General features: G+C 53.6%; 17 protein-coding genes. 14 read left to right on the top strand and 3 right to left on the bottom strand.

Annotated elements, in window-relative coordinates:
* The first annotated feature begins 2 nt into the window (after nt 1–2).
* The 3 genes from psiE to ubiA all read left to right on the top strand — a co-directional run bounded on the left by psiE (nt 3) and on the right by ubiA (nt 1,892).
* Nucleotides 3–419, top strand: coding sequence for a phosphate-starvation-inducible protein PsiE (gene psiE, locus EPIR_RS15945; RefSeq protein ID WP_023656528.1), 417 nt, complete (start codon nt 3–5; stop codon nt 417–419).
* An 83-nt stretch (nt 420–502) separates the two neighbouring features.
* Nucleotides 503–1,027: a chorismate lyase gene (ubiC, locus tag EPIR_RS15940; protein ID WP_023656527.1), complete on the top strand. Its 525-nt coding sequence runs from the start codon at nt 503–505 to the stop codon at nt 1,025–1,027.
* A 19-nt stretch (nt 1,028–1,046) separates the two neighbouring features.
* Entirely contained in the window at nt 1,047–1,892 is an 846-nt protein-coding gene (gene ubiA / locus EPIR_RS15935; RefSeq protein WP_023656526.1) for a 4-hydroxybenzoate octaprenyltransferase, read from the top strand.
* Between the two features lie 76 nt (nt 1,893–1,968).
* Here ubiA and plsB read toward each other — a convergent pair whose 3' ends face one another.
* A complete protein-coding gene (gene plsB, locus EPIR_RS15930; RefSeq protein ID WP_048697885.1) occupies nt 1,969–4,392 on the bottom strand; it encodes a glycerol-3-phosphate 1-O-acyltransferase PlsB in 2,424 nt (807 codons plus the stop codon).
* A 127-nt stretch (nt 4,393–4,519) separates the two neighbouring features.
* Here plsB and EPIR_RS15925 point away from each other — a divergent pair, with 127 nt between their 5' ends.
* The 4 genes from EPIR_RS15925 to EPIR_RS15910 all read left to right on the top strand — a co-directional run bounded on the left by EPIR_RS15925 (nt 4,520) and on the right by EPIR_RS15910 (nt 7,543).
* Nucleotides 4,520–4,885, top strand: coding sequence for a diacylglycerol kinase (locus tag EPIR_RS15925; protein ID WP_048697882.1), 366 nt, complete (start codon nt 4,520–4,522; stop codon nt 4,883–4,885).
* 109 nt (nt 4,886–4,994) lie between these two features.
* Nucleotides 4,995–5,603 carry a transcriptional repressor LexA gene (gene lexA / locus EPIR_RS15920; RefSeq protein ID WP_023656524.1) on the top strand — a complete coding sequence of 203 codons (609 nt, stop codon included), beginning with the start codon at nt 4,995–4,997 and terminating at the stop codon, nt 5,601–5,603.
* A gap of 194 nt (nt 5,604–5,797) precedes the next feature.
* Nucleotides 5,798–7,120 (top strand): MATE family efflux transporter DinF, encoded by a 1,323-nt coding sequence (dinF, locus tag EPIR_RS15915; protein ID WP_023656522.1) that lies wholly within the window; start codon nt 5,798–5,800, stop codon nt 7,118–7,120.
* Nucleotides 7,121–7,333: 213 nt separating this feature from the next.
* Complete coding sequence (locus EPIR_RS15910) at nt 7,334–7,543, top strand: CsbD family protein (protein ID WP_023656521.1); 210 nt, start codon at nt 7,334–7,336, stop codon at nt 7,541–7,543.
* An 82-nt stretch (nt 7,544–7,625) separates the two neighbouring features.
* On the opposite strand, the gene zur is transcribed toward EPIR_RS15910, so the two are convergent.
* A complete protein-coding gene (zur, locus tag EPIR_RS15905) occupies nt 7,626–8,135 on the bottom strand; it encodes a zinc uptake transcriptional repressor Zur (protein ID WP_023656520.1) in 510 nt (169 codons plus the stop codon).
* A 477-nt stretch (nt 8,136–8,612) separates the two neighbouring features.
* Here zur and EPIR_RS15900 point away from each other — a divergent pair, with 477 nt between their 5' ends.
* The 3 genes from EPIR_RS15900 to pspG all read left to right on the top strand — a co-directional run bounded on the left by EPIR_RS15900 (nt 8,613) and on the right by pspG (nt 11,349).
* Nucleotides 8,613–9,845, top strand: coding sequence for a conjugal transfer protein TraF (locus tag EPIR_RS15900; RefSeq protein ID WP_023656518.1), 1,233 nt, complete (start codon nt 8,613–8,615; stop codon nt 9,843–9,845).
* Nucleotides 9,846–9,963: 118 nt separating this feature from the next.
* The gene (gene dusA / locus EPIR_RS15895) at nt 9,964–10,959 is read left to right on the top strand and encodes a tRNA dihydrouridine(20/20a) synthase DusA (protein ID WP_048697927.1); all 996 of its coding nucleotides are present in this window, start codon (nt 9,964–9,966) and stop codon (nt 10,957–10,959) included.
* A 156-nt stretch (nt 10,960–11,115) separates the two neighbouring features.
* Nucleotides 11,116–11,349 carry an envelope stress response protein PspG gene (pspG, locus tag EPIR_RS15890; protein WP_023656516.1) on the top strand — a complete coding sequence of 78 codons (234 nt, stop codon included), beginning with the start codon at nt 11,116–11,118 and terminating at the stop codon, nt 11,347–11,349.
* 223 nt (nt 11,350–11,572) lie between these two features.
* Here the strand turns inward: pspG and EPIR_RS15885 are convergent, their stop codons facing one another.
* A complete protein-coding gene (locus EPIR_RS15885) occupies nt 11,573–12,556 on the bottom strand; it encodes a quinone oxidoreductase (RefSeq protein WP_023656515.1) in 984 nt (327 codons plus the stop codon).
* Nucleotides 12,557–12,656: 100 nt separating this feature from the next.
* Here EPIR_RS15885 and dnaB point away from each other — a divergent pair, with 100 nt between their 5' ends.
* From dnaB to EPIR_RS15865, 4 genes are all read left to right on the top strand, one after another.
* Nucleotides 12,657–14,072, top strand: a complete 1,416-nt coding sequence (gene dnaB, locus EPIR_RS15880) for a replicative DNA helicase (RefSeq protein ID WP_023656514.1) — start codon at nt 12,657–12,659, stop codon at nt 14,070–14,072.
* 173 nt (nt 14,073–14,245) lie between these two features.
* Nucleotides 14,246–14,725, top strand: a complete 480-nt coding sequence (locus EPIR_RS15875; protein WP_023656513.1) for an Lrp/AsnC family transcriptional regulator — start codon at nt 14,246–14,248, stop codon at nt 14,723–14,725.
* A gap of 308 nt (nt 14,726–15,033) precedes the next feature.
* The gene (locus EPIR_RS15870; RefSeq protein WP_023656512.1) at nt 15,034–15,648 is read left to right on the top strand and encodes a YitT family protein; all 615 of its coding nucleotides are present in this window, start codon (nt 15,034–15,036) and stop codon (nt 15,646–15,648) included.
* Nucleotides 15,649–15,720: 72 nt separating this feature from the next.
* Nucleotides 15,721–16,914, top strand: coding sequence for an amino acid aminotransferase (locus EPIR_RS15865; protein WP_023656511.1), 1,194 nt, complete (start codon nt 15,721–15,723; stop codon nt 16,912–16,914).
* The last annotated feature ends 73 nt before the right edge of the window (nt 16,915–16,987 follow it).

Raw genomic sequence — 16,987 nt, 5'->3', positions numbered from 1 at the left:
ACATGACTTCCCCCGTGCGCAATACTCCCGCGATCCGCTTAGCATTTGTTCTGCAAATGGTGTTAAACGCTGGCCTGATTGTCCTTGCCTGTATTCTGATTATCTTCCTCGGTAAAGAGACTTTGCATCTTGGCAATGTGTTGCTCAATACCGGGGAACAAACCTCGTCGTATTTGCTGATCGATGGCATCGTCATCTATTTTCTCTATTTCGAGTTTATTGCCTTAATCATCAAGTACTTCCAGTCAGGCTATCACTTCCCACTGCGCTACTTCGTCTATATCGGCATTACTGCCATTATTCGCCTGATTATTGTCGATCATAAAAACCCGTTTGATACGCTGGCCTACGCCATCGCTATTCTGATTTTGGTGATCACCCTGTGGCTGGCAAACACCAATCGCCTGAAGCGTGAATAATTCAACCAGCTGCCACGCACTGATAGGATTGCCAACAGGGTCTGCGTTACACTGACGCAACGAAAGTAATACGGAGAAGTGCAATGACGGAGAACGCGCTGTCGCTCTTACGCGCGATCGAATGGCTCCCCGACTCATCACCCTTGCTTACCGCCCCCCTGCTTGACTGGCTGCTGGAAGTTGACTCTATGACCCGGCGTTTTGAAGGCCATTGTCAGCGGGTAACGGTTAATCTGTTACGTGAGGAGTTCGTTAGCCCACAGGAAATAGCTGCAGAGGTTGCTCTGTTGCCGACGGAGAGCCGCTACTGGCTGCGTGAGATTGAACTCTGTGCCGACGGGGTGCCGTGGCTGGTGGCGCGCACGGTGGTCCCGGAGTCGACGCTGATTGGCCCGGAGCAGAAGCTGCAACGGTTGGGCAGCGTGCCGCTGGGTCGCTATCTGTTTGCCTCCTCAGCCCTAACCCGTGATTTTATCGACGTTGGCCAGAGCGCCGGTCTGTGGGCCCGACGTTCGCGTTTGCGCCTGTCGGGCAAACCGCTGTTGCTGACCGAACTGTTTTTACCGGCTTCCCCGCTGTACGGAAGCCTGGCAAAAGAGAATCTTTAGCGTGGAGAAAATTCAGCAAATGAGCAAACTCTCGGCTTACTGCCGTCTGATGCGTATTGATAAACCTATTGGTTCACTGCTGCTGCTATGGCCCACGCTGTGGGCGCTGTGGCTGGCAGGAATGCAGGTTCCGCCGCTTAAGGTGCTGCTGGTCTTTGTGCTGGGCGTATTCTTTATGCGTGCGGCAGGCTGCGTGGTGAATGATTTCGCCGACCGCAAAATTGACGGCCATGTTAAGCGCACCCGTGAGCGGCCGCTGCCGAGCGGTGCGGTGTCATCGCGCGAGGCGAAACTGCTGTTTACAGGCCTGGTACTCGTCTCTTTTCTGCTGGTTCTGACCATGAACAGCATGACTATCTGGCTGTCGCTGGGCGGCCTGGGTTTGGCTTGGATGTACCCATTTATGAAACGCTACACCCATCTGCCACAGGTGGTACTGGGGGCGGCGTTTGGCTGGGCGATCCCGATGGCATGGGCGGCGGTAAGTGAAAGCGTGCCGCTAACCTGCTGGCTCTTGTTCTTGGCGAATATTTGCTGGACGGTGGCTTACGATACGCAATATGCGATGGTTGACCGCGACGACGACGTGAAAATCGGCGTGAAATCGACGGCGATCCTGTTTGGGCGTTATGACAAACTGATTATTGGCCTGTTGCAGCTGGCGACAATGATCCTGCTGGCTCTGGTTGGCTGGCAGCTGGCACTGAATGGCATCTTTTACGCCACGGTTCTGGCGGCGGGGGCGTTGTTTATTTATCAGCAGAAGCTGATAGCACAGCGTCAGCGCGAACTGTGCTTTAAGGCTTTTCTGAATAACAACTGGGTAGGTTTAGTGCTGTTTATTGGCGTGGCGTTCAGTATCTGAAAAAAAGCCGCTGGAAAACCCCCGGCCCTGATCAATCGGGTCGGACCGTCTTCCCCGGTCCGACCGTCACATCCCATCACTCGTGCCCGACGGCACTCTCAATGGTCATTCTCACATCCTGTGTCACCAGGTCAGCCAGCAGCTGATAAACCTGGCCGGTACGCTCAATCTGCGCATCGTCAGAATCGCTGATATAGCCTTCATCACGCAGAGTCAACACCAGAGAGGTAAATACCGCTTTGTCGAAGAACTCCGGGGCGTTAATGCCGTGCAGCACCGACAGGCGCTGGGCCATCGTCCGACTCTCTTTCTCCAGCGTGCCACGGTTAATCGTTGGGTCAGCACTGAGGATTGAAAAAGTAATGGCGTAACGCTGCACGGTTTCGCGCACGCCAGCAGCCAGCAGTTGCAGGGTGTGGAAACGAGCGGCGCTCAGACGCAGACTCTTCTCTTCCGCGATTAACAGCCCCTGGCGCGCCATTTCGGCAACCAGTGCATCCAGTAAGTCAGGCAGCTCGTGCACCTCCCAGCGCAGGAACAGTTCGCTCTTGAGCATAGGATAAATCACGCTCATCTGACGCAGAAGTTCGCTGCGGCTCACTTCGCGGTGCTGCATCAGAATGGCGGCGATCAGCGACGGCATCACCAGCATATGGTGGATATTATTGCGGTAATAGGTCATCAACACCGCCTGCTCGCGCGGCAGGATGACGATTTCACCTATGCTGTCCTGCTCCAGTTCAAACTTATTCATGCCGAGCGCGTGTTCCAACAGCGCCTCCGGCGTCATGTCTGGCACCGTAGAGTCGGATGAATAAGGCACGTTACGCAGCAGCTGTACGTAGCAGTCAAGCTGCTCGATCAGCTTTTCACGCGTCATGGAGCGCTGGCGTGAGGCCAGCAACGCGGTAACACACAGGTTCATGGCATTTGCCGCGCCGGCGTTATTAATGCGCACCATCACCTGCTGCGCAATATCGTTAACCGCCGGGGTTAACCATGCCGGACGTTGGGATTCGATCGGATCGATGGCATCACGCCACTCTGGCACCTGCTGGTTGAGGTAGTTGACCAGCGGGAGTGGCTCGCCAAAGTTAACGTAGCCCTGACCGAGGTTACGCAGCTTGCGCAGCCCGCGTACCATCGACATAAAGCCTTCTTTCTCCTTGGTCGCTCCGCGCAGTTCTTTGGCGTAGGTTCCGACTTCCATCACATGTTCGTAACCGATGTAGATCGGTACCAGGGTGATAGGGCGATTGCCACCGCGCAACATCGCCTGAATGGTCATCGACAGGGTGCCGGTTTTCGGCTCCAGCAGACGGCCGGTACGTGAGCGCCCACCTTCAACGAAATATTCAACCGAATAACCACGGGTGAACAGCTCGCCGAGATATTCCCGGAACACCGTCGAATAGAGTTTGTTGCCCTTAAAGGTGCGGCGAATAAAGAACGCCCCGAGGCGACGGAAGATCGGCCCGGCAGGCCAAAAGTTCAGGTTAATCCCGGCGGCAATATGCGGCGGTACCAGGCCCTGATGATAAAGCACGTAAGAGAGCAGCAGATAGTCCATGTGGCTGCGATGGCAGGGCACATAAACAATTTCGTGGCCGTCCTGTGCCAGCTGACGCACGCGTTCGCCGCCGTTAACGTTGATCCCCTGGTAGAGTTTGCTCCAGGTCCAACCCATGATGCGGTCGGTAAGACGAATGGCTTCGTAAGAGAAGTCGGCAGCGACTTCCTCCATCAGCTCTATCGCATTCTGCTGCGCTTTTTCATGGGAAATCTTTTTGCTGCGCGCCTCATCTTCTACCGCTTTGGCGATGGCTTTCGACTGCAACAGTTTATTGAACAGATCCTGACGTACCGGCAGGCGTGGCCCGACCGCAGCCAGGCGCTGGCGGGCAAAGTGCATGCGCGCGACGCGCGCCAGTTTCTGGGCAATAATTTTGTCGGTGCCATGTTCAGTGGCCATGTGGCGCAGCGACACCATCGGTGAGAACCGCACAAAACTGTCACGGCCTAACCACAGCACGGCAAAGAATTTCTGGATGCCGTTCAGTACGCGCAGATGCGGCTGTTCGTTGCCCTGCACCTCGCGGCCTGGAGCGCGTCCAAACATCACCGAGACGGGTACCATCTGCACATCGAGATCCGGATGGTTGCGGTGCAGATCCAGATAGTCATGGAACAGCTTGACCGACTCCAGATTCGGCACGAAATAGGGGAAAACACGCGGGCCATCATGAATAAATACGTGGCGTGGCAGCAGATTGCCGTCGATCTCCAGCGGTTCCAGCGGATCTGGCAACTCCTGCTTGCGGCATTGCTCGCGCAGCGCAAGGAGATCGGCCTTTGAATCATAAGGCAGTACATACATAATAGGGCGTGACGTATCAAGCCCGAGTTCAGCAACCGGCTCGGCCGGAATTGCTTTACTTTTTACCAGCAATTTAACTGGTAAATTCAATAAGTTATAATATAAATTACGCCAACCTGACATAGATAATACGAAGCCTCTTGTTAGCAAAGCGACGCAAGCATACCAGAAAGCACCAGCGGAATCTGTGATGTTGCAAAACCCGCACACCTTGCCATTGACACTAAACTTTTTAAAGGACTCCGCCATTATGGCAAATAATGCCACCGGATTGACGCGAATTATTAAGGCCGCAGGGTATTCATGGAAAGGTTTGCGCGCCGCATGGCAGCATGAAGCGGCGTTTCGCCAGGAAGCCGTGGCGGTGATTATCGCCATTGTTGTTGCCGCTCTTCTTGATGTTGACGTGGTGACTCGTGTATTGCTTGTCGGTGCCGTAGTGATGGTTATCATCGTCGAAATTCTGAACAGTGCCATCGAAGCGGTCGTTGACCGCATCGGCAGTGAAATCCACCCCCTTGCCGGACGGGCAAAAGATATGGGGTCTGCCGCCGTATTGTTAACCATTCTGCTGGCGGTATTTGTCTGGATTATGCTGTTGGTGCCTCATTCGTGATGGGTCACGCAGAAATAGCAACAAGCTGAATTTCGCCCAACTTTAGGTTTTAAATATAGAAATACCTGTATATACTCACAGTCGACTGTATAAACAACCAGGGGGCGGGATGAAAGCACTAACGGCAAGGCAGCAGCAGGTTTATGACCTGATTCGCGACCACATTAATCAAACCGGTATGCCCCCGACGCGGGCAGAAATTGCCGCGCAGCTCGGTTTCCGTTCCCCGAATGCGGCTGAAGAACACCTTAAAGCGCTGGCGCGTAAAGGTGTGATTGAGATTGTGTCCGGTGCTTCACGCGGCATTCGCCTGATGATGGAAGAAGAGGGTGGCCTGCCATTGATTGGCCGGGTTGCAGCGGGTGAGCCGCTGCTGGCAGAACAACATATCGAAGGGCACTACCAGGTCGATCCCGGTTTGTTTAAGCCCGGCGCAGATTTTTTGCTGCGCGTTAGCGGTATGTCAATGAAAAACATCGGCATTATGGATGGGGATCTGCTGGCGGTACATAAAACGGAAGATGTGCGTAACGGTCAGGTTGTCGTCGCGCGTATTGATGATGAAGTCACCGTTAAGCGACTGAAAAAAAATGGCAACATGGTAGAACTGCTGCCAGAAAACCCTGAATTTCAGCCAATCGTGGTCGATCTGCGTCAGCAGACGCTGACCATCGAAGGGCTTGCCGTGGGCGTTATCCGCAACGGCAACTGGCTGTAAATATCGATTTCGAGTGAACACACGCGCTGCAGGTGCAGCGCGTGTGTTCACTGAATCTGCAAAACAAATCCAAGATATTTCGCGTTGCAGCAAGGCGCTATGTCATGCAGCCATCTGAACATGCTGTTCTGGATGAGACAGCTGGAGCAACGCACACTGCTGGCGTACCTGCGACTTAAAACACAAAGGTGTTGATGCGTTTATTATCCACGGCTGACAAAAATCTCTGGCGGCTGGCGCTGCCCATGATCCTCTCCAATATCACCGTCCCGCTGCTGGGGTTGGTCGATACCGCTGTTATTGGCCATCTCGACAGCCCTGCCTTTCTCGGCGGCGTGGCGATTGGCACTACCCTCACCAGCTTCCTGTTTATGCTGCTGCTCTTTTTACGCATGAGTACGACTGGCCTGACGGCACAGGCGTTTGGCGCTAATGATAAAACCGCACTGGCTCGCGCCTTAATGCAGCCACTTCTGCTGGCTCTGCTGGCGGGAGGGGTGTTTATCGCCTTGAAAACGACGCTTATTCCTCTGGCGTTGAGGATGATCGGCGGCAGCGAACAGGTATTACATCAGGCGGCATTATTTATGCAGGTGCGCTGGTTCAGTGCGCCTGCCACGCTGGCAAATCTGGTGCTGCTTGGCTGGCTGTTAGGCGTGCAATACGCTCGTGCTCCGGTGATCCTGATGGTGGTGGGTAATCTGGTCAACATCCTGTTGGTGCTTTGGTTTGTGATGGGTCTTAAATGGGGCGTGCAGGGCGCAGGAGCGGCGACGGCCATTGCCGAATACGTCAGTCTGATCGTTGGGCTGCTGTTGGTCAGGCGGGTGATGGCAATGCGCGGACTGTCGTTACGCAACATGTTTATGGCATGGCGTGGGGATCTGGCGCGTTTGCTGCGCCTTAACCGCGATATCATGCTGCGTTCACTGTTACTGCAAATCTGCTTTGCGACGCTGACTATTTTGGGGGCGCGCTTAGGGAGCGATGTTGTGGCGGTGAATGCGGTACTGCTGATGTTCCTCACCTTCACCGCCTACGCGCTTGATGGCTTTGCCTATGCGGTTGAAGCCTGCTCGGGGGAAGCCTTTGGAGCGAGAGATAGTAAGCAGTTACTTACTGTCTGGGGCGCCGCCTGTCGCCAGGCATTGCTGGTGGCGCTGGCATTCTCACTGCTCTATGCCGTATGTGGATCGCAGATTGTTGCACTGATGACGTCACTGGAACCGCTGCGCCAGCTGGCAGACCGCTACCTGTGGTGGCAGGTGCTTATGCCGTTAGCGGGCGTTGGCTGTTATCTGCTGGATGGCATGTTTATTGGCGCGACACGCGCCAGCGAAATGCGTAACGGCATGGCGATAGCCGCCCTGGGCTTTGCTCTGACGCTGCTCAGCGTGCCGTGGCTGGGAAATCACGGCCTGTGGCTGGCGCTAACCGTGTTTCTGCTGCTGCGCGGCATGACGCTTTGGGTGATATGGCGCAAGCACTGGCGTAACGGCAGCTGGTTTGCTCATTGACACATTTCATTACTTAGACGGAACTCTGTCTATTTTATTGATTTTAATCTCTTTTATCTTGTTATTCTCTCAGTAGCCGGTGTGTTGACTACCGCAATGCCATTTCTCTACTACAATTATCTCCGTGTCAGGTTTTTTTCCAGATAATTATCTGTTTATAAGCCGAACGATGAAGCTAACAAGCTGTTTAACCCAAGGTAGAGGATACATATTATGAATAAACACGAAGCCGGCGGTAACTGGAAGCAGTTTAAAGGTAAAGTTAAAGAGCAATGGGGCAAGCTGACCGATGATGACCTGACGGTTGTTGAAGGTAAACGCGATCAGTTAGTCGGTAAGATTCAGGAACGCTATGGCTATGAAAAGGAAAGGGCCGAGAAAGAGTTAAGCGACTGGGAAACGGCTCACGACCACCGCTGGTAACCCACCGTCCTTAACGGGTAAAAAAGCGCCCGTTCCCGGCACAAGGAGAGTGCCGTCCAGTCCCCCTCCAGTCAGATTTCGTTTATCGTCCGCGTTTTTTCGTTTGCACACTGTGATCGTGATGGCACGCATCCTGATGAATACAGGTCTCGATTTCTCCGCACGGTTGGCAAAAACCATGCGCTTCAATCACGCTGTGGCCCAGAGTAAAACCTGATTTGAGCGCCAGCGATTTCAGAATATCTTCCACTCCCTCTGCACGCTGCTCGGTGACCAGACCACAGCGATCGCATATCAGCATCGCCGATGTATGGGATGGCTGCTCAAAGTGATGACAGACTACGTAACTGTTGGTCGACTCGACGCGATGTATAAAGCCTTGCTCCAGCAGGAAATCCAGGGCGCGATAGATAGTGGGAGGCTTTGCCTGAGGCTCGGAGGCGCGCAGTAAATCCAGCAAATCGTAAGCGCTAATCGCGCCGTTATGCTCGCTCATCAGACGCAAAACTTCGAGACGCTGTGGCGTCAAACGCACGCTACGTTGTTGACAGATAACTTCCGCCTGCGTCAGAATTTTTTCAGCGCTGGTCATATTTATCGTTCCTCATCAGGCCAGAATCAGGATGTTATTTTATCACGTCTGTCATAAAACGCCGAGCCTGCCAGCCGTCAGGGCCAAATTGATTTACTTCTTAATGCAGCGATCCTGAAAATGTTTTTTTCAGCAGGTTGTATCATAACTCTATGAATTTTTTATTTTTAAATAAATTTCACTGCGACTTTTTTCAGTCCTGTCGTTGAATTAATACTGCAAAATGTATTTACATGCTTTAAGTATCTTGATACTTCTTTGTACAGGGTCTGGAAATGATTGGTACTAAAAAGGCTGCCGGGAGCTTAACGGTATGCTTTATAGCAGATTATTAAAAGGAACAATGAACTAATCAGCCCACTCATCTTCACTTAATTCACAGCAATGAATTGCAGCCTTTATGGCCATTATCACGGCATTAAAACGTTGTGCAAATTTGGCATTCGCATTTTCATTTCTAAAGTGGATTAAGATTAAATGGTCAAAAAATTCAATAAGTTATTTAGGTTTTCACCGCCAGTAGTATTACCTGCACTATTATTTGTCGCACCGGGTGCGATGGCGGCCGGGAATTATTTTGATGCCCGCAACGATGCAATGGGGGGAACTGGCGTGGCCTCTTCCTCTTATGGTTCAGCGGGGCTGGCGAACCCCGCACTTCTCACCAAAGCACCACCACAGGACAATATCAGTATCATTCTGCCTGTAGCCGGAGTGCAGATGAGTGATAAAGACAAACTGATTGATAAGGTCGACGACATTGCGGATACCGTCGATCGTTACAAAAGCCTGCTGGATAACTTCACCTTCGCCGATATTCCCCGGATGCGTGCTGCCAGCGGCGACTTGGCTCATCGCCTGCGTGATATTCGCGGTGAAAAAGCCTGGGGTCAGGCCAGTGCGGCGCTCGCCATCACGGTTCCTGACGACACGCTGCCGTTTGCCTTTATCACTAAAGCTTACGGTACTGCCTATGGCACCAGTGATGTCACCCAACATGATATCGATTTGCTACAGGGCATCGCAGACGCTACGTCATTTCCCTCTTTTCAGGATGAGCTGACCTCCACAGCGCTGGGGCGGGCGGCAATCGTTTATGATATCGGTATCGCGATGGCACATGAGTTCGATATTGGCGGTCATCCGTTCTCATTAGGCGTGACGCCGAAGCTACAAAAAACGACGTTATATAATTACAGCGCCTCGGTTTACAGCTATAAAAGATCGGATCTCACTAACGAAAAATATAAAAATACGCATACCGATTTCAACCTCGATCTCGGCGCAGCAACCGATCTTGGCGACAACTGGACCTTGGGTTTGAGTGGACAGAACCTGATTGCGCACAACCTCGATACCAAAGAAGTTAACGGCTATCGGGATACTTACCAGATCCGTCCACTGGTGACCTCTGGCGTTTCCTTCCATACAGAACGTTTGACCACCGCGCTGGACGTCGATCTGACGCCAACTAAACGCTTCAAAATCCAACAGGACAGTCAGTATGCCAGTATTGGTGCCGAGTACCGCCTGATGGATTGGCTGCAATTGCGCGGCGGCTACCGTGCCGATATGAAGTCAAATGACACCAACGTGTTTACCGGCGGTGTCGGGATTTCACCCGCTAAAAAAGTGCATCTCGACCTCGCAGGAATGATAGGAAAAGACAATACCTGGGGGGCGGTCGCCCAGCTGAATTTCACTTTCTAAAGAGGGTTGTTACCGGGAGGAGGTGGCCTCCACCCGGCGCTATATCCACGCTTCCCGCCGTGTTATCATTGAGCACAATATCGTCACACCCTTTCTGATTACAGAGTCCGCGCTTTTGATAACCGAAAAATTACCCGCACACCGCTTTTCCATTGCACCGATGCTCGACTGGACCGACCGCCACTGTCGCTACTTCCATCGTCAGTTAACGCGGCAGACGCTGCTTTATACCGAAATGGTGACCACTGGGGCCATTATTCACGGCAAAGGTGATTATCTGGCATTCAGTAGCGAAGAGCATCCCGTTGCTCTCCAGCTGGGTGGCAGCGATCCGGCTGCGTTGGCGCAGTGCGCCAAACTGGCGGAACTGCGTGGCTATCAGGAAATTAACCTCAACGTGGGTTGCCCGTCAGACCGTGTGCAGAACGGTCGCTTCGGCGCTTGCCTGATGGGTGAAGCACAGCTGGTCGCGGATGGCATAAAAGCGATGCGCGATGTGACATCACTCCCGGTCACGGTGAAAACCCGTATTGGCATTGATGACCAGGACAGCTATGAATTTCTCTGCGATTTTATTCGCACGGTATCTGAACAGGGCGGTTGTGAGATGTTTATTATTCACGCCCGAAAAGCCTGGCTTTCCGGACTTAGCCCAAAAGAAAACCGTGAGATACCGCCGCTTGACTACCCGCGCGTTTACCAGCTGAAGCGCGATTTCCCACATCTGACCCTGTCCATTAACGGTGGCGTGAAGTCTCTGGCGGAAGCGAAGATCCACTTACAGCATATGGACGGCGTGATGATGGGGCGTGAGGCCTATCAAAATCCGGGTCTGCTGGCTCAGGTAGATCGCGAACTGTTCGGCTGTACGTCGCCAGAGATCGATTCGGTGGCGGTGGTTCGTTCGATGTATCCCTATATTGAGCGCGAACTGGCTAACGGGACTTATCTTGGTCATGTCACCCGGCATATGCTCGGTCTGTTCCAGGGGATCCCCGGTGCACGCCAGTGGCGTCGTTATCTGAGCGAAAATGCCCACAAAGCCGGGGCGGGGGTTGAGGTGGTGGAAAAGGCCCTGTCTCTGGTGGCTGATAAAGTGGCTACCGCTAGCTGATATAGTCAGAGCCTCACCAAATAGTAATGAAATTCACCAGGCTCACGGAATGCCTGGTGAATTCCTGCCTTTTTTATCAATGAGTTAAACTTCTGCATGTCTGGCACGCTTCTTGTAATAACCCAAACAGAAACCTTTTTTATGGAGCGTGGGGTTATGTCAGAGATTTTGTTTGTGGTTGGCTTCTTTATGATGCTGTTGATGACCGGCATCTCGCTGCTGGGCATTATTGCGGCGTTGCTGGTCGCCACACTGGTGATGTTTATCGGTGGTTTTTTTGCGATCGTGATTAAAGTGTTGCCGTGGTTAGTGATGGCGGTAGCGGCCGTCTGGCTTTATCGCGCTGTGCGCAAATCGCATACGCGAGGTAAAGACGGATTATTCCGCTAGTATCAACGGGTTGTTGGCATTTTTCGCGGGTGTTATGCGGCCCGGATCACATCATGGCAAATTGCTCACGCGATTTCGCCCTTAAACATTTTTTTTACTTATGAATTCTGGCAGGATGTTTTCGCTGAATCAAAACGTATTCATAGCCACTGCCCCTACAACCAGTGCGAAAAAAAAAGAAAAACAACAGGGCCTCTTTCAGGAGGCTCTGATTGTTTCTGTCTTACGGGATCAGCAGGCTGGAACCCTGGGTGCCGCGACCTTCCAGAACCTGATGTGCTCGTTGCGCGTCCGCCAGTGCAAACTTCTGTGCAGCGGGAACCTCCACCCTAATCGCCCCACTGGCTACCAGCGAGAACAGCTCATTACTGGCCTGCGCCAGCGCCTCACGCGTGGTGATATAGCCGTTTAGCGACGGGCGGGTGACGTACAGCGACCCTTTTTGGTTAAGAATGCCGAGATTGACGCCGGTCACCGGGCCAGATGAGTTGCCGAAGCTGACCATCAATCCGCGTCGTTGCAGGCAGTCGAGCGAGGCCTCCCAGGTGTCTTTGCCTACCGAGTCATACACCACGCGCAGCTTTTTCCCCTGGGTCAGCGCACTGACGCGTTCGGCAATATTCTCTTCGCGGTAGTTGATGGTGGCCCAGGCTCCGGCATTTTCAGCCAGCCGGGCTTTTTCGACAGAGCCCACCGTGCCAATCAGATGGGCGCCGAGCGCCTTTGCCCACTGGCAGGCAATCAGGCCGACGCCGCCGGCAGCCGCATGAAACAGGAATATTTCATCCGGCTTTACGACATAGGTCTGACGCAGCAAATAATGCACCGTCAGCCCCTTGAGGAAGGAAGCGGCCGCCTGTTCGAATGAGATGGCATCCGGCAGCAACGCCAGCTTATCCACCGGTACGTTGTGCACCTCGCTATAAGCCCCGAGCGGCGACTGAGCGTACACCACGCGATCGCCCGGCTTTACCGCGCTCACGCCCGCGCCGATGCGCGTCACCACCCCCCCAGCCGCTTCTGTGCCCAATCCTGCGGGCAGCGCCGCCGGGTACAGCCCGCTACGCACGTAGGTATCAATGTAGTTGATGCCGATTGCTTTATTCTCAACCTGCACTTCACCTGGGGCCGGATCGACGGGATCGAAACTGACCAGCTGCATGACTTCGGGCGCGCCGTGCTGGCTGATTTGTATACGTTTTGCCATCTTCACTCCTGGGATTACGCCGTAATGCGAAGGAGGACGCCAGCCCTGCAAACGGGTATACTGGCGCGTCCCCCCACAAGATTTTTGGTATCACATCACTATGGCAGGAAATAAACCCACCAACAAATCCTACGAAAACCGCGAGCCGCGTGACCGTCAGATGGAAGGCCTCAAGCTGCCCCCGCATTCGCTGGAAGCAGAACAGTCGGTGTTGGGCGGTTTAATGCTGGATAACGAACGCTGGGATAACGTTTCGGAGCGCGTAGTGGCGAAGGATTTCTTCAGCCGCCCGCACCGGATGATCTTTGCGGAAATGCAGCGCCTGCTGGAACAGAGTAAGCCGATCGATCTGATCACCCTGTCCGAATCGATGGAAACCAAAGGTGAACTGAGCATGGTTGGCGGTTTCGCCTACCTGGCAGAGTTATCAAAAAATACGCCAAGTGCGGCTAATATCGGCGCTTATGCGGATATTGTGCGCGAACGCGCCGTGGTGCGTGAGATGATCGCCGTGGCAAACGAGATCGCTGACGCCGGATACGATCCGCAGGGGCGCAGCAGTGAAGATCTGCTCGATCTTGCCGAATCACGCGTGTTCCAGATTGCCGAAAACCGCGCCAATAAAGATGAAGGGCCGAAGAGCGTCGATGAGATCCTTGAAGCCACCATCTCGCGTATTGAATCGCTTTATCAGACGCCGCACGACGGCGTGACGGGTGTCGATACCGGCTATCATGATCTGAACAAGAAAACCGCTGGTTTGCAGCGTTCGGATTTGATCATTGTCGCCGCGCGCCCATCGATGGGTAAAACCACTTTCGCCATGAACCTGTGCGAAAACGCGGCGATGCTACAGGACAAACCGGTGCTGATCTTCAGCCTTGAGATGCCCGGCGAGCAGATCATGATGCGTATGCTGGCATCGCTGTCACGCGTCGATCAGACCCGCATCCGTACCGGTCAGCTTGACGACGAGGACTGGGCGCGTATTTCCAGCACCATGGGTATCCTGCTGGAGAAGAAGAACATGTTTATCGATGACTCTTCCGGCCTGACGCCGACCGAAGTGCGTTCGCGCGCGCGGCGCATTTTCCGTGAACACGGTGGGTTGAGCATGATTATGATCGACTACCTACAGCTGATGCGCGTTCCTGCACTGTCTGATAACCGTACGCTTGAAATCGCCGAGATCTCGCGCTCGCTGAAGGCGCTGGCAAAAGAGCTACAGGTGCCGGTGGTGGCGCTGTCGCAGCTTAACCGCTCGTTGGAACAACGTGCCGATAAGCGCCCGGTTAACTCAGATCTGCGTGAATCTGGCTCTATCGAGCAGGATGCTGACCTCATCATGTTTATCTACCGTGACGAGGTTTACCACGAAAACAGCGACCTGAAAGGTGTGGCGGAGATCATCCTCGGTAAACAGCGTAACGGCCCAATCGGCACCGTGCGCCTGACCTTTAACGGCCAGTGGTCACGTTTCGATAATTACGCTGGCCCGCAGTACGACGACGAATAACCCCCCTGTGTGTGGGTTGACCGCAAACGACAGGTCGACCCGGCACAATCCTGACTCCCTGGGCAAGTCAGGCATCCCCCTCTACAGGGCATCAGCAATCAGTGTTGGACAACCCGATCAAAAATGCGTTTATCTGTCATCAATAACTTCTCTCCAACCGGTGTGGATTGACGATGACACAGATTGATGATTTCGACCTTAAATTACTGACGTTACTTGAAGGGAATGGTCGCCTGACCAACCAGGAACTGAGCGACATTGTTGGGCTGTCGGCCTCGCAGTGTTCGCGCCGTCGCATCAACCTGGAACAGGCTGGGCTGATCCTCGGCTATCATGCGCGGCTGTCGCCCGATGCGGTGGGGCTGGGAATGATCGGGCTGATCGAAGTGCGCCTGATTAACCACACGGAGGAATACGTTGAGAGTTTTCACCGTATGGTGGCAGAGCAGTCGGCGATTGTCGACGCCTATAAAACCACGGGTGATGCCGACTATCTGCTGAAAGTGGCGGTGGCCGATTTAGCCGGACTGAGCGCATTAATCAGCCAGCTGGTGGCGGGTCATCAGAGCGTTGCCCATGTGAAAACCTCTGTCGTGCTCAGCCGCCTGAAAGAAAACGGGCTGATGTCCGCCGGTGGCGCGCTTCTGCGCTGAATGAGTGCAGTAGCGCCCCCGTTTTGTGCCTGGCTGGGAGGATCGATGCGGGAATTGTGCATCGGGCAAGGGTTTTCTGCGCGTTATGATGAGGTAATTCTAAAAATGTGCACAAAATTAGTCGAGAAAGTGCATTTTACTCAATGAGTTACTATTATCGCGCCTTCAAGTCTCCATGATCCCCTATGATTCGGTGCGATTTTTGCTAATTAACTGGCTGTGTATTCAATAGCTTCCGGAAATAAGCGAATACCCCTGCGACACAGAAGCAGAGGGGAAGCGTCACAAACCAACCAGGGATCAAGATCATGGACAACATAGTACAACCGCTAAAAATTCCCCACACGTCGCTTGAAGATGTGCTGGCTATCATCTTTGGCACACTGCTGGTGTCATTCGGTATCACGCTGCTGAAACAGGCTGGCGCGCTGACTGGAGGGACCGCAGGCATCGCTTTCCTGATCGGCTATTTGGGCAAGGTTCCATTTGGCCTCGCTTTTTTCCTGATCAATCTTCCATTCTACTGGTTGGCGATCAAACGCATGGGCATTGCCTTTACGCTGAAAACGTTCTCTTCCGTTGCGCTGGTGTCTCTGTTTAGCCAACTGCACCCATTATTTATTCATTTTTCCGATCTGGATCCTTTTTATGCGACACTTTTTGGAAATGTGATGATGGGTGTTGGGTTTATAGTGTTATTCCGCCACAAGGCCAGTCTTGGCGGCATCAATATTCTGGCGTTATGGCTTCAGGATCGTTACGGTATTCGCGCCGGTAAACTGCAAATGGCGGTGGATACATGCATCGTGATGGCTTCACTGTTTGTCGTATCGCATGAGATGCTTGCGGCGTCGATTATCGGTGCCGTGGTGCTGAACCTGATCATTGCGATGAACCATCGGCCCGGTCGCTACTTCGTCTAGCCCGGCAGATGTCAGCGCGATGCCGTGCTGGCCTCGTATGCATAACTAAATTATTTAATGGAGACTTGCACCGTGTTTCAAAACGTTGATGCCTATGCTGGCGATCCGATCCTCTCCCTGATGGAGGCTTTCAAGCAGGACGACCGTGCGCATAAGGTGAATCTGAGCATCGGCCTGTATTACGACCAACATGGTGTGATCCCTCAGATGCAGGCTGTCGCTGCTGCTGAAGCGCTGATTAATGCCCAGCCGCCGGGCGCATCACTCTATCTGCCGATGGAGGGCCTGCCGTCTTACCGTAATGCGGTGACCCCGCTGCTGTTTGGCGCAGATAATCCGCTGCTGAAAGCTGGGCATATCACTACGATCCAGACGCTGGGTGGCTCCGGTGCGCTGAAAGTGGGGGCTGACTTCCTGAAATGTTATTTCCCTCAATCCCAGGTATGGGTGAGTGACCCGACATGGGAAAATCACGTTGCGATCTTTAGCGGTGCCGGTTTTACCGTAAATACCTATCCGTGGTATGACGCGGAGACCCAGGGGGTGAAATTTGATGCACTGCTGGAAAAACTGAACGATCTGCCGCCACAAAGCATCGTGCTGCTACATCCGTGCTGCCACAACCCGACCGGGGCCGATCTCACCAATGCGCAGTGGGACGACGTCACCGCAGTGCTGAAAACCCGTGAGCTGATCCCCTTCCTCGACATCGCTTATCAGGGCTTTGGTGCCGGCATGGAAGAGGATGCTTACGCCATTCGGGCGATAACCGCAGCGGGCCTGCCTGCATTGGTCAGTAACTCCTTCTCTAAAATTTTCTCGTTGTATGGTGAGCGCGTCGGCGGCCTGTCTGTTGTCTGTCACGATGGCGATGAGGCTGCTCGCGTACTCGGCCAGCTGAAAGCCACCGTGCGCCGTAACTACTCAAGCCCGCCAAACTTTGGTGCACAGGTGGTATCCCGCGTGCTGAATAATCCTGAACTTAAAGCCAGCTGGTTGGCCGAAGTGGAGGGGATGCGCGCGCGTATTCTGGAAATGCGCCATGTGCTGGTGGATGCGCTAAGCCAGGCCGTGCCGGGTAAAAACTTTGAGTATCTGCTGAAGCAGCGCGGTATGTTCAGTTACACCGGCCTGAATCCGGCACAGGTAGATCGCCTGCGTGAAGAATTTGCCGTCTACCTGATTGCAAGTGGCCGTGTGTGCATGGCAGGGCTTAACCGTAATAACGTTTATCAAGTGGCGGAAGCTTTCGCTGCCGTCATTTAATGACTGCTGGCCGGGATGACCCGGCCAGCAGGTGTTCTCATTTTTATCTTTTCAGGTTTACCTTTTCGCCACT

This window comes from Erwinia piriflorinigrans CFBP 5888, assembly GCF_001050515.1.
Taxonomy (GTDB): domain Bacteria; phylum Pseudomonadota; class Gammaproteobacteria; order Enterobacterales; family Enterobacteriaceae; genus Erwinia; species Erwinia piriflorinigrans.
This window is presented reverse-complemented; position numbering and strand designations above follow the sequence as displayed.

Excerpts from the sequence above, each read along its gene's own strand:
- psiE (WP_023656528.1), top strand. The coding sequence starts at position 3 with ATGACTTCCCCCGTGCGCAATACTCCCGCGATCCGCTTAGCATTTGTT.
- ubiC (WP_023656527.1), top strand. The coding sequence starts at position 503 with ATGACGGAGAACGCGCTGTCGCTCTTACGCGCGATCGAATGGCTCCCC.
- ubiA (WP_023656526.1), top strand. The coding sequence starts at position 1,047 with ATGAGCAAACTCTCGGCTTACTGCCGTCTGATGCGTATTGATAAACCT.
- plsB (WP_048697885.1), bottom strand. The coding sequence starts at position 4,392 with ATGTCAGGTTGGCGTAATTTATATTATAACTTATTGAATTTACCAGTT.
- EPIR_RS15925 (WP_048697882.1), top strand. The coding sequence starts at position 4,520 with ATGGCAAATAATGCCACCGGATTGACGCGAATTATTAAGGCCGCAGGG.
- lexA (WP_023656524.1), top strand. The coding sequence starts at position 4,995 with ATGAAAGCACTAACGGCAAGGCAGCAGCAGGTTTATGACCTGATTCGC.
- dinF (WP_023656522.1), top strand. The coding sequence starts at position 5,798 with ATGCGTTTATTATCCACGGCTGACAAAAATCTCTGGCGGCTGGCGCTG.
- EPIR_RS15910 (WP_023656521.1), top strand. The coding sequence starts at position 7,334 with ATGAATAAACACGAAGCCGGCGGTAACTGGAAGCAGTTTAAAGGTAAA.
- zur (WP_023656520.1), bottom strand. The coding sequence starts at position 8,135 with ATGACCAGCGCTGAAAAAATTCTGACGCAGGCGGAAGTTATCTGTCAA.
- EPIR_RS15900 (WP_023656518.1), top strand. The coding sequence starts at position 8,613 with ATGGTCAAAAAATTCAATAAGTTATTTAGGTTTTCACCGCCAGTAGTA.
- pspG (WP_023656516.1), top strand. The coding sequence starts at position 11,116 with ATGTCAGAGATTTTGTTTGTGGTTGGCTTCTTTATGATGCTGTTGATG.
- EPIR_RS15885 (WP_023656515.1), bottom strand. The coding sequence starts at position 12,556 with ATGGCAAAACGTATACAAATCAGCCAGCACGGCGCGCCCGAAGTCATG.
- dnaB (WP_023656514.1), top strand. The coding sequence starts at position 12,657 with ATGGCAGGAAATAAACCCACCAACAAATCCTACGAAAACCGCGAGCCG.
- EPIR_RS15875 (WP_023656513.1), top strand. The coding sequence starts at position 14,246 with ATGACACAGATTGATGATTTCGACCTTAAATTACTGACGTTACTTGAA.
- EPIR_RS15870 (WP_023656512.1), top strand. The coding sequence starts at position 15,034 with ATGGACAACATAGTACAACCGCTAAAAATTCCCCACACGTCGCTTGAA.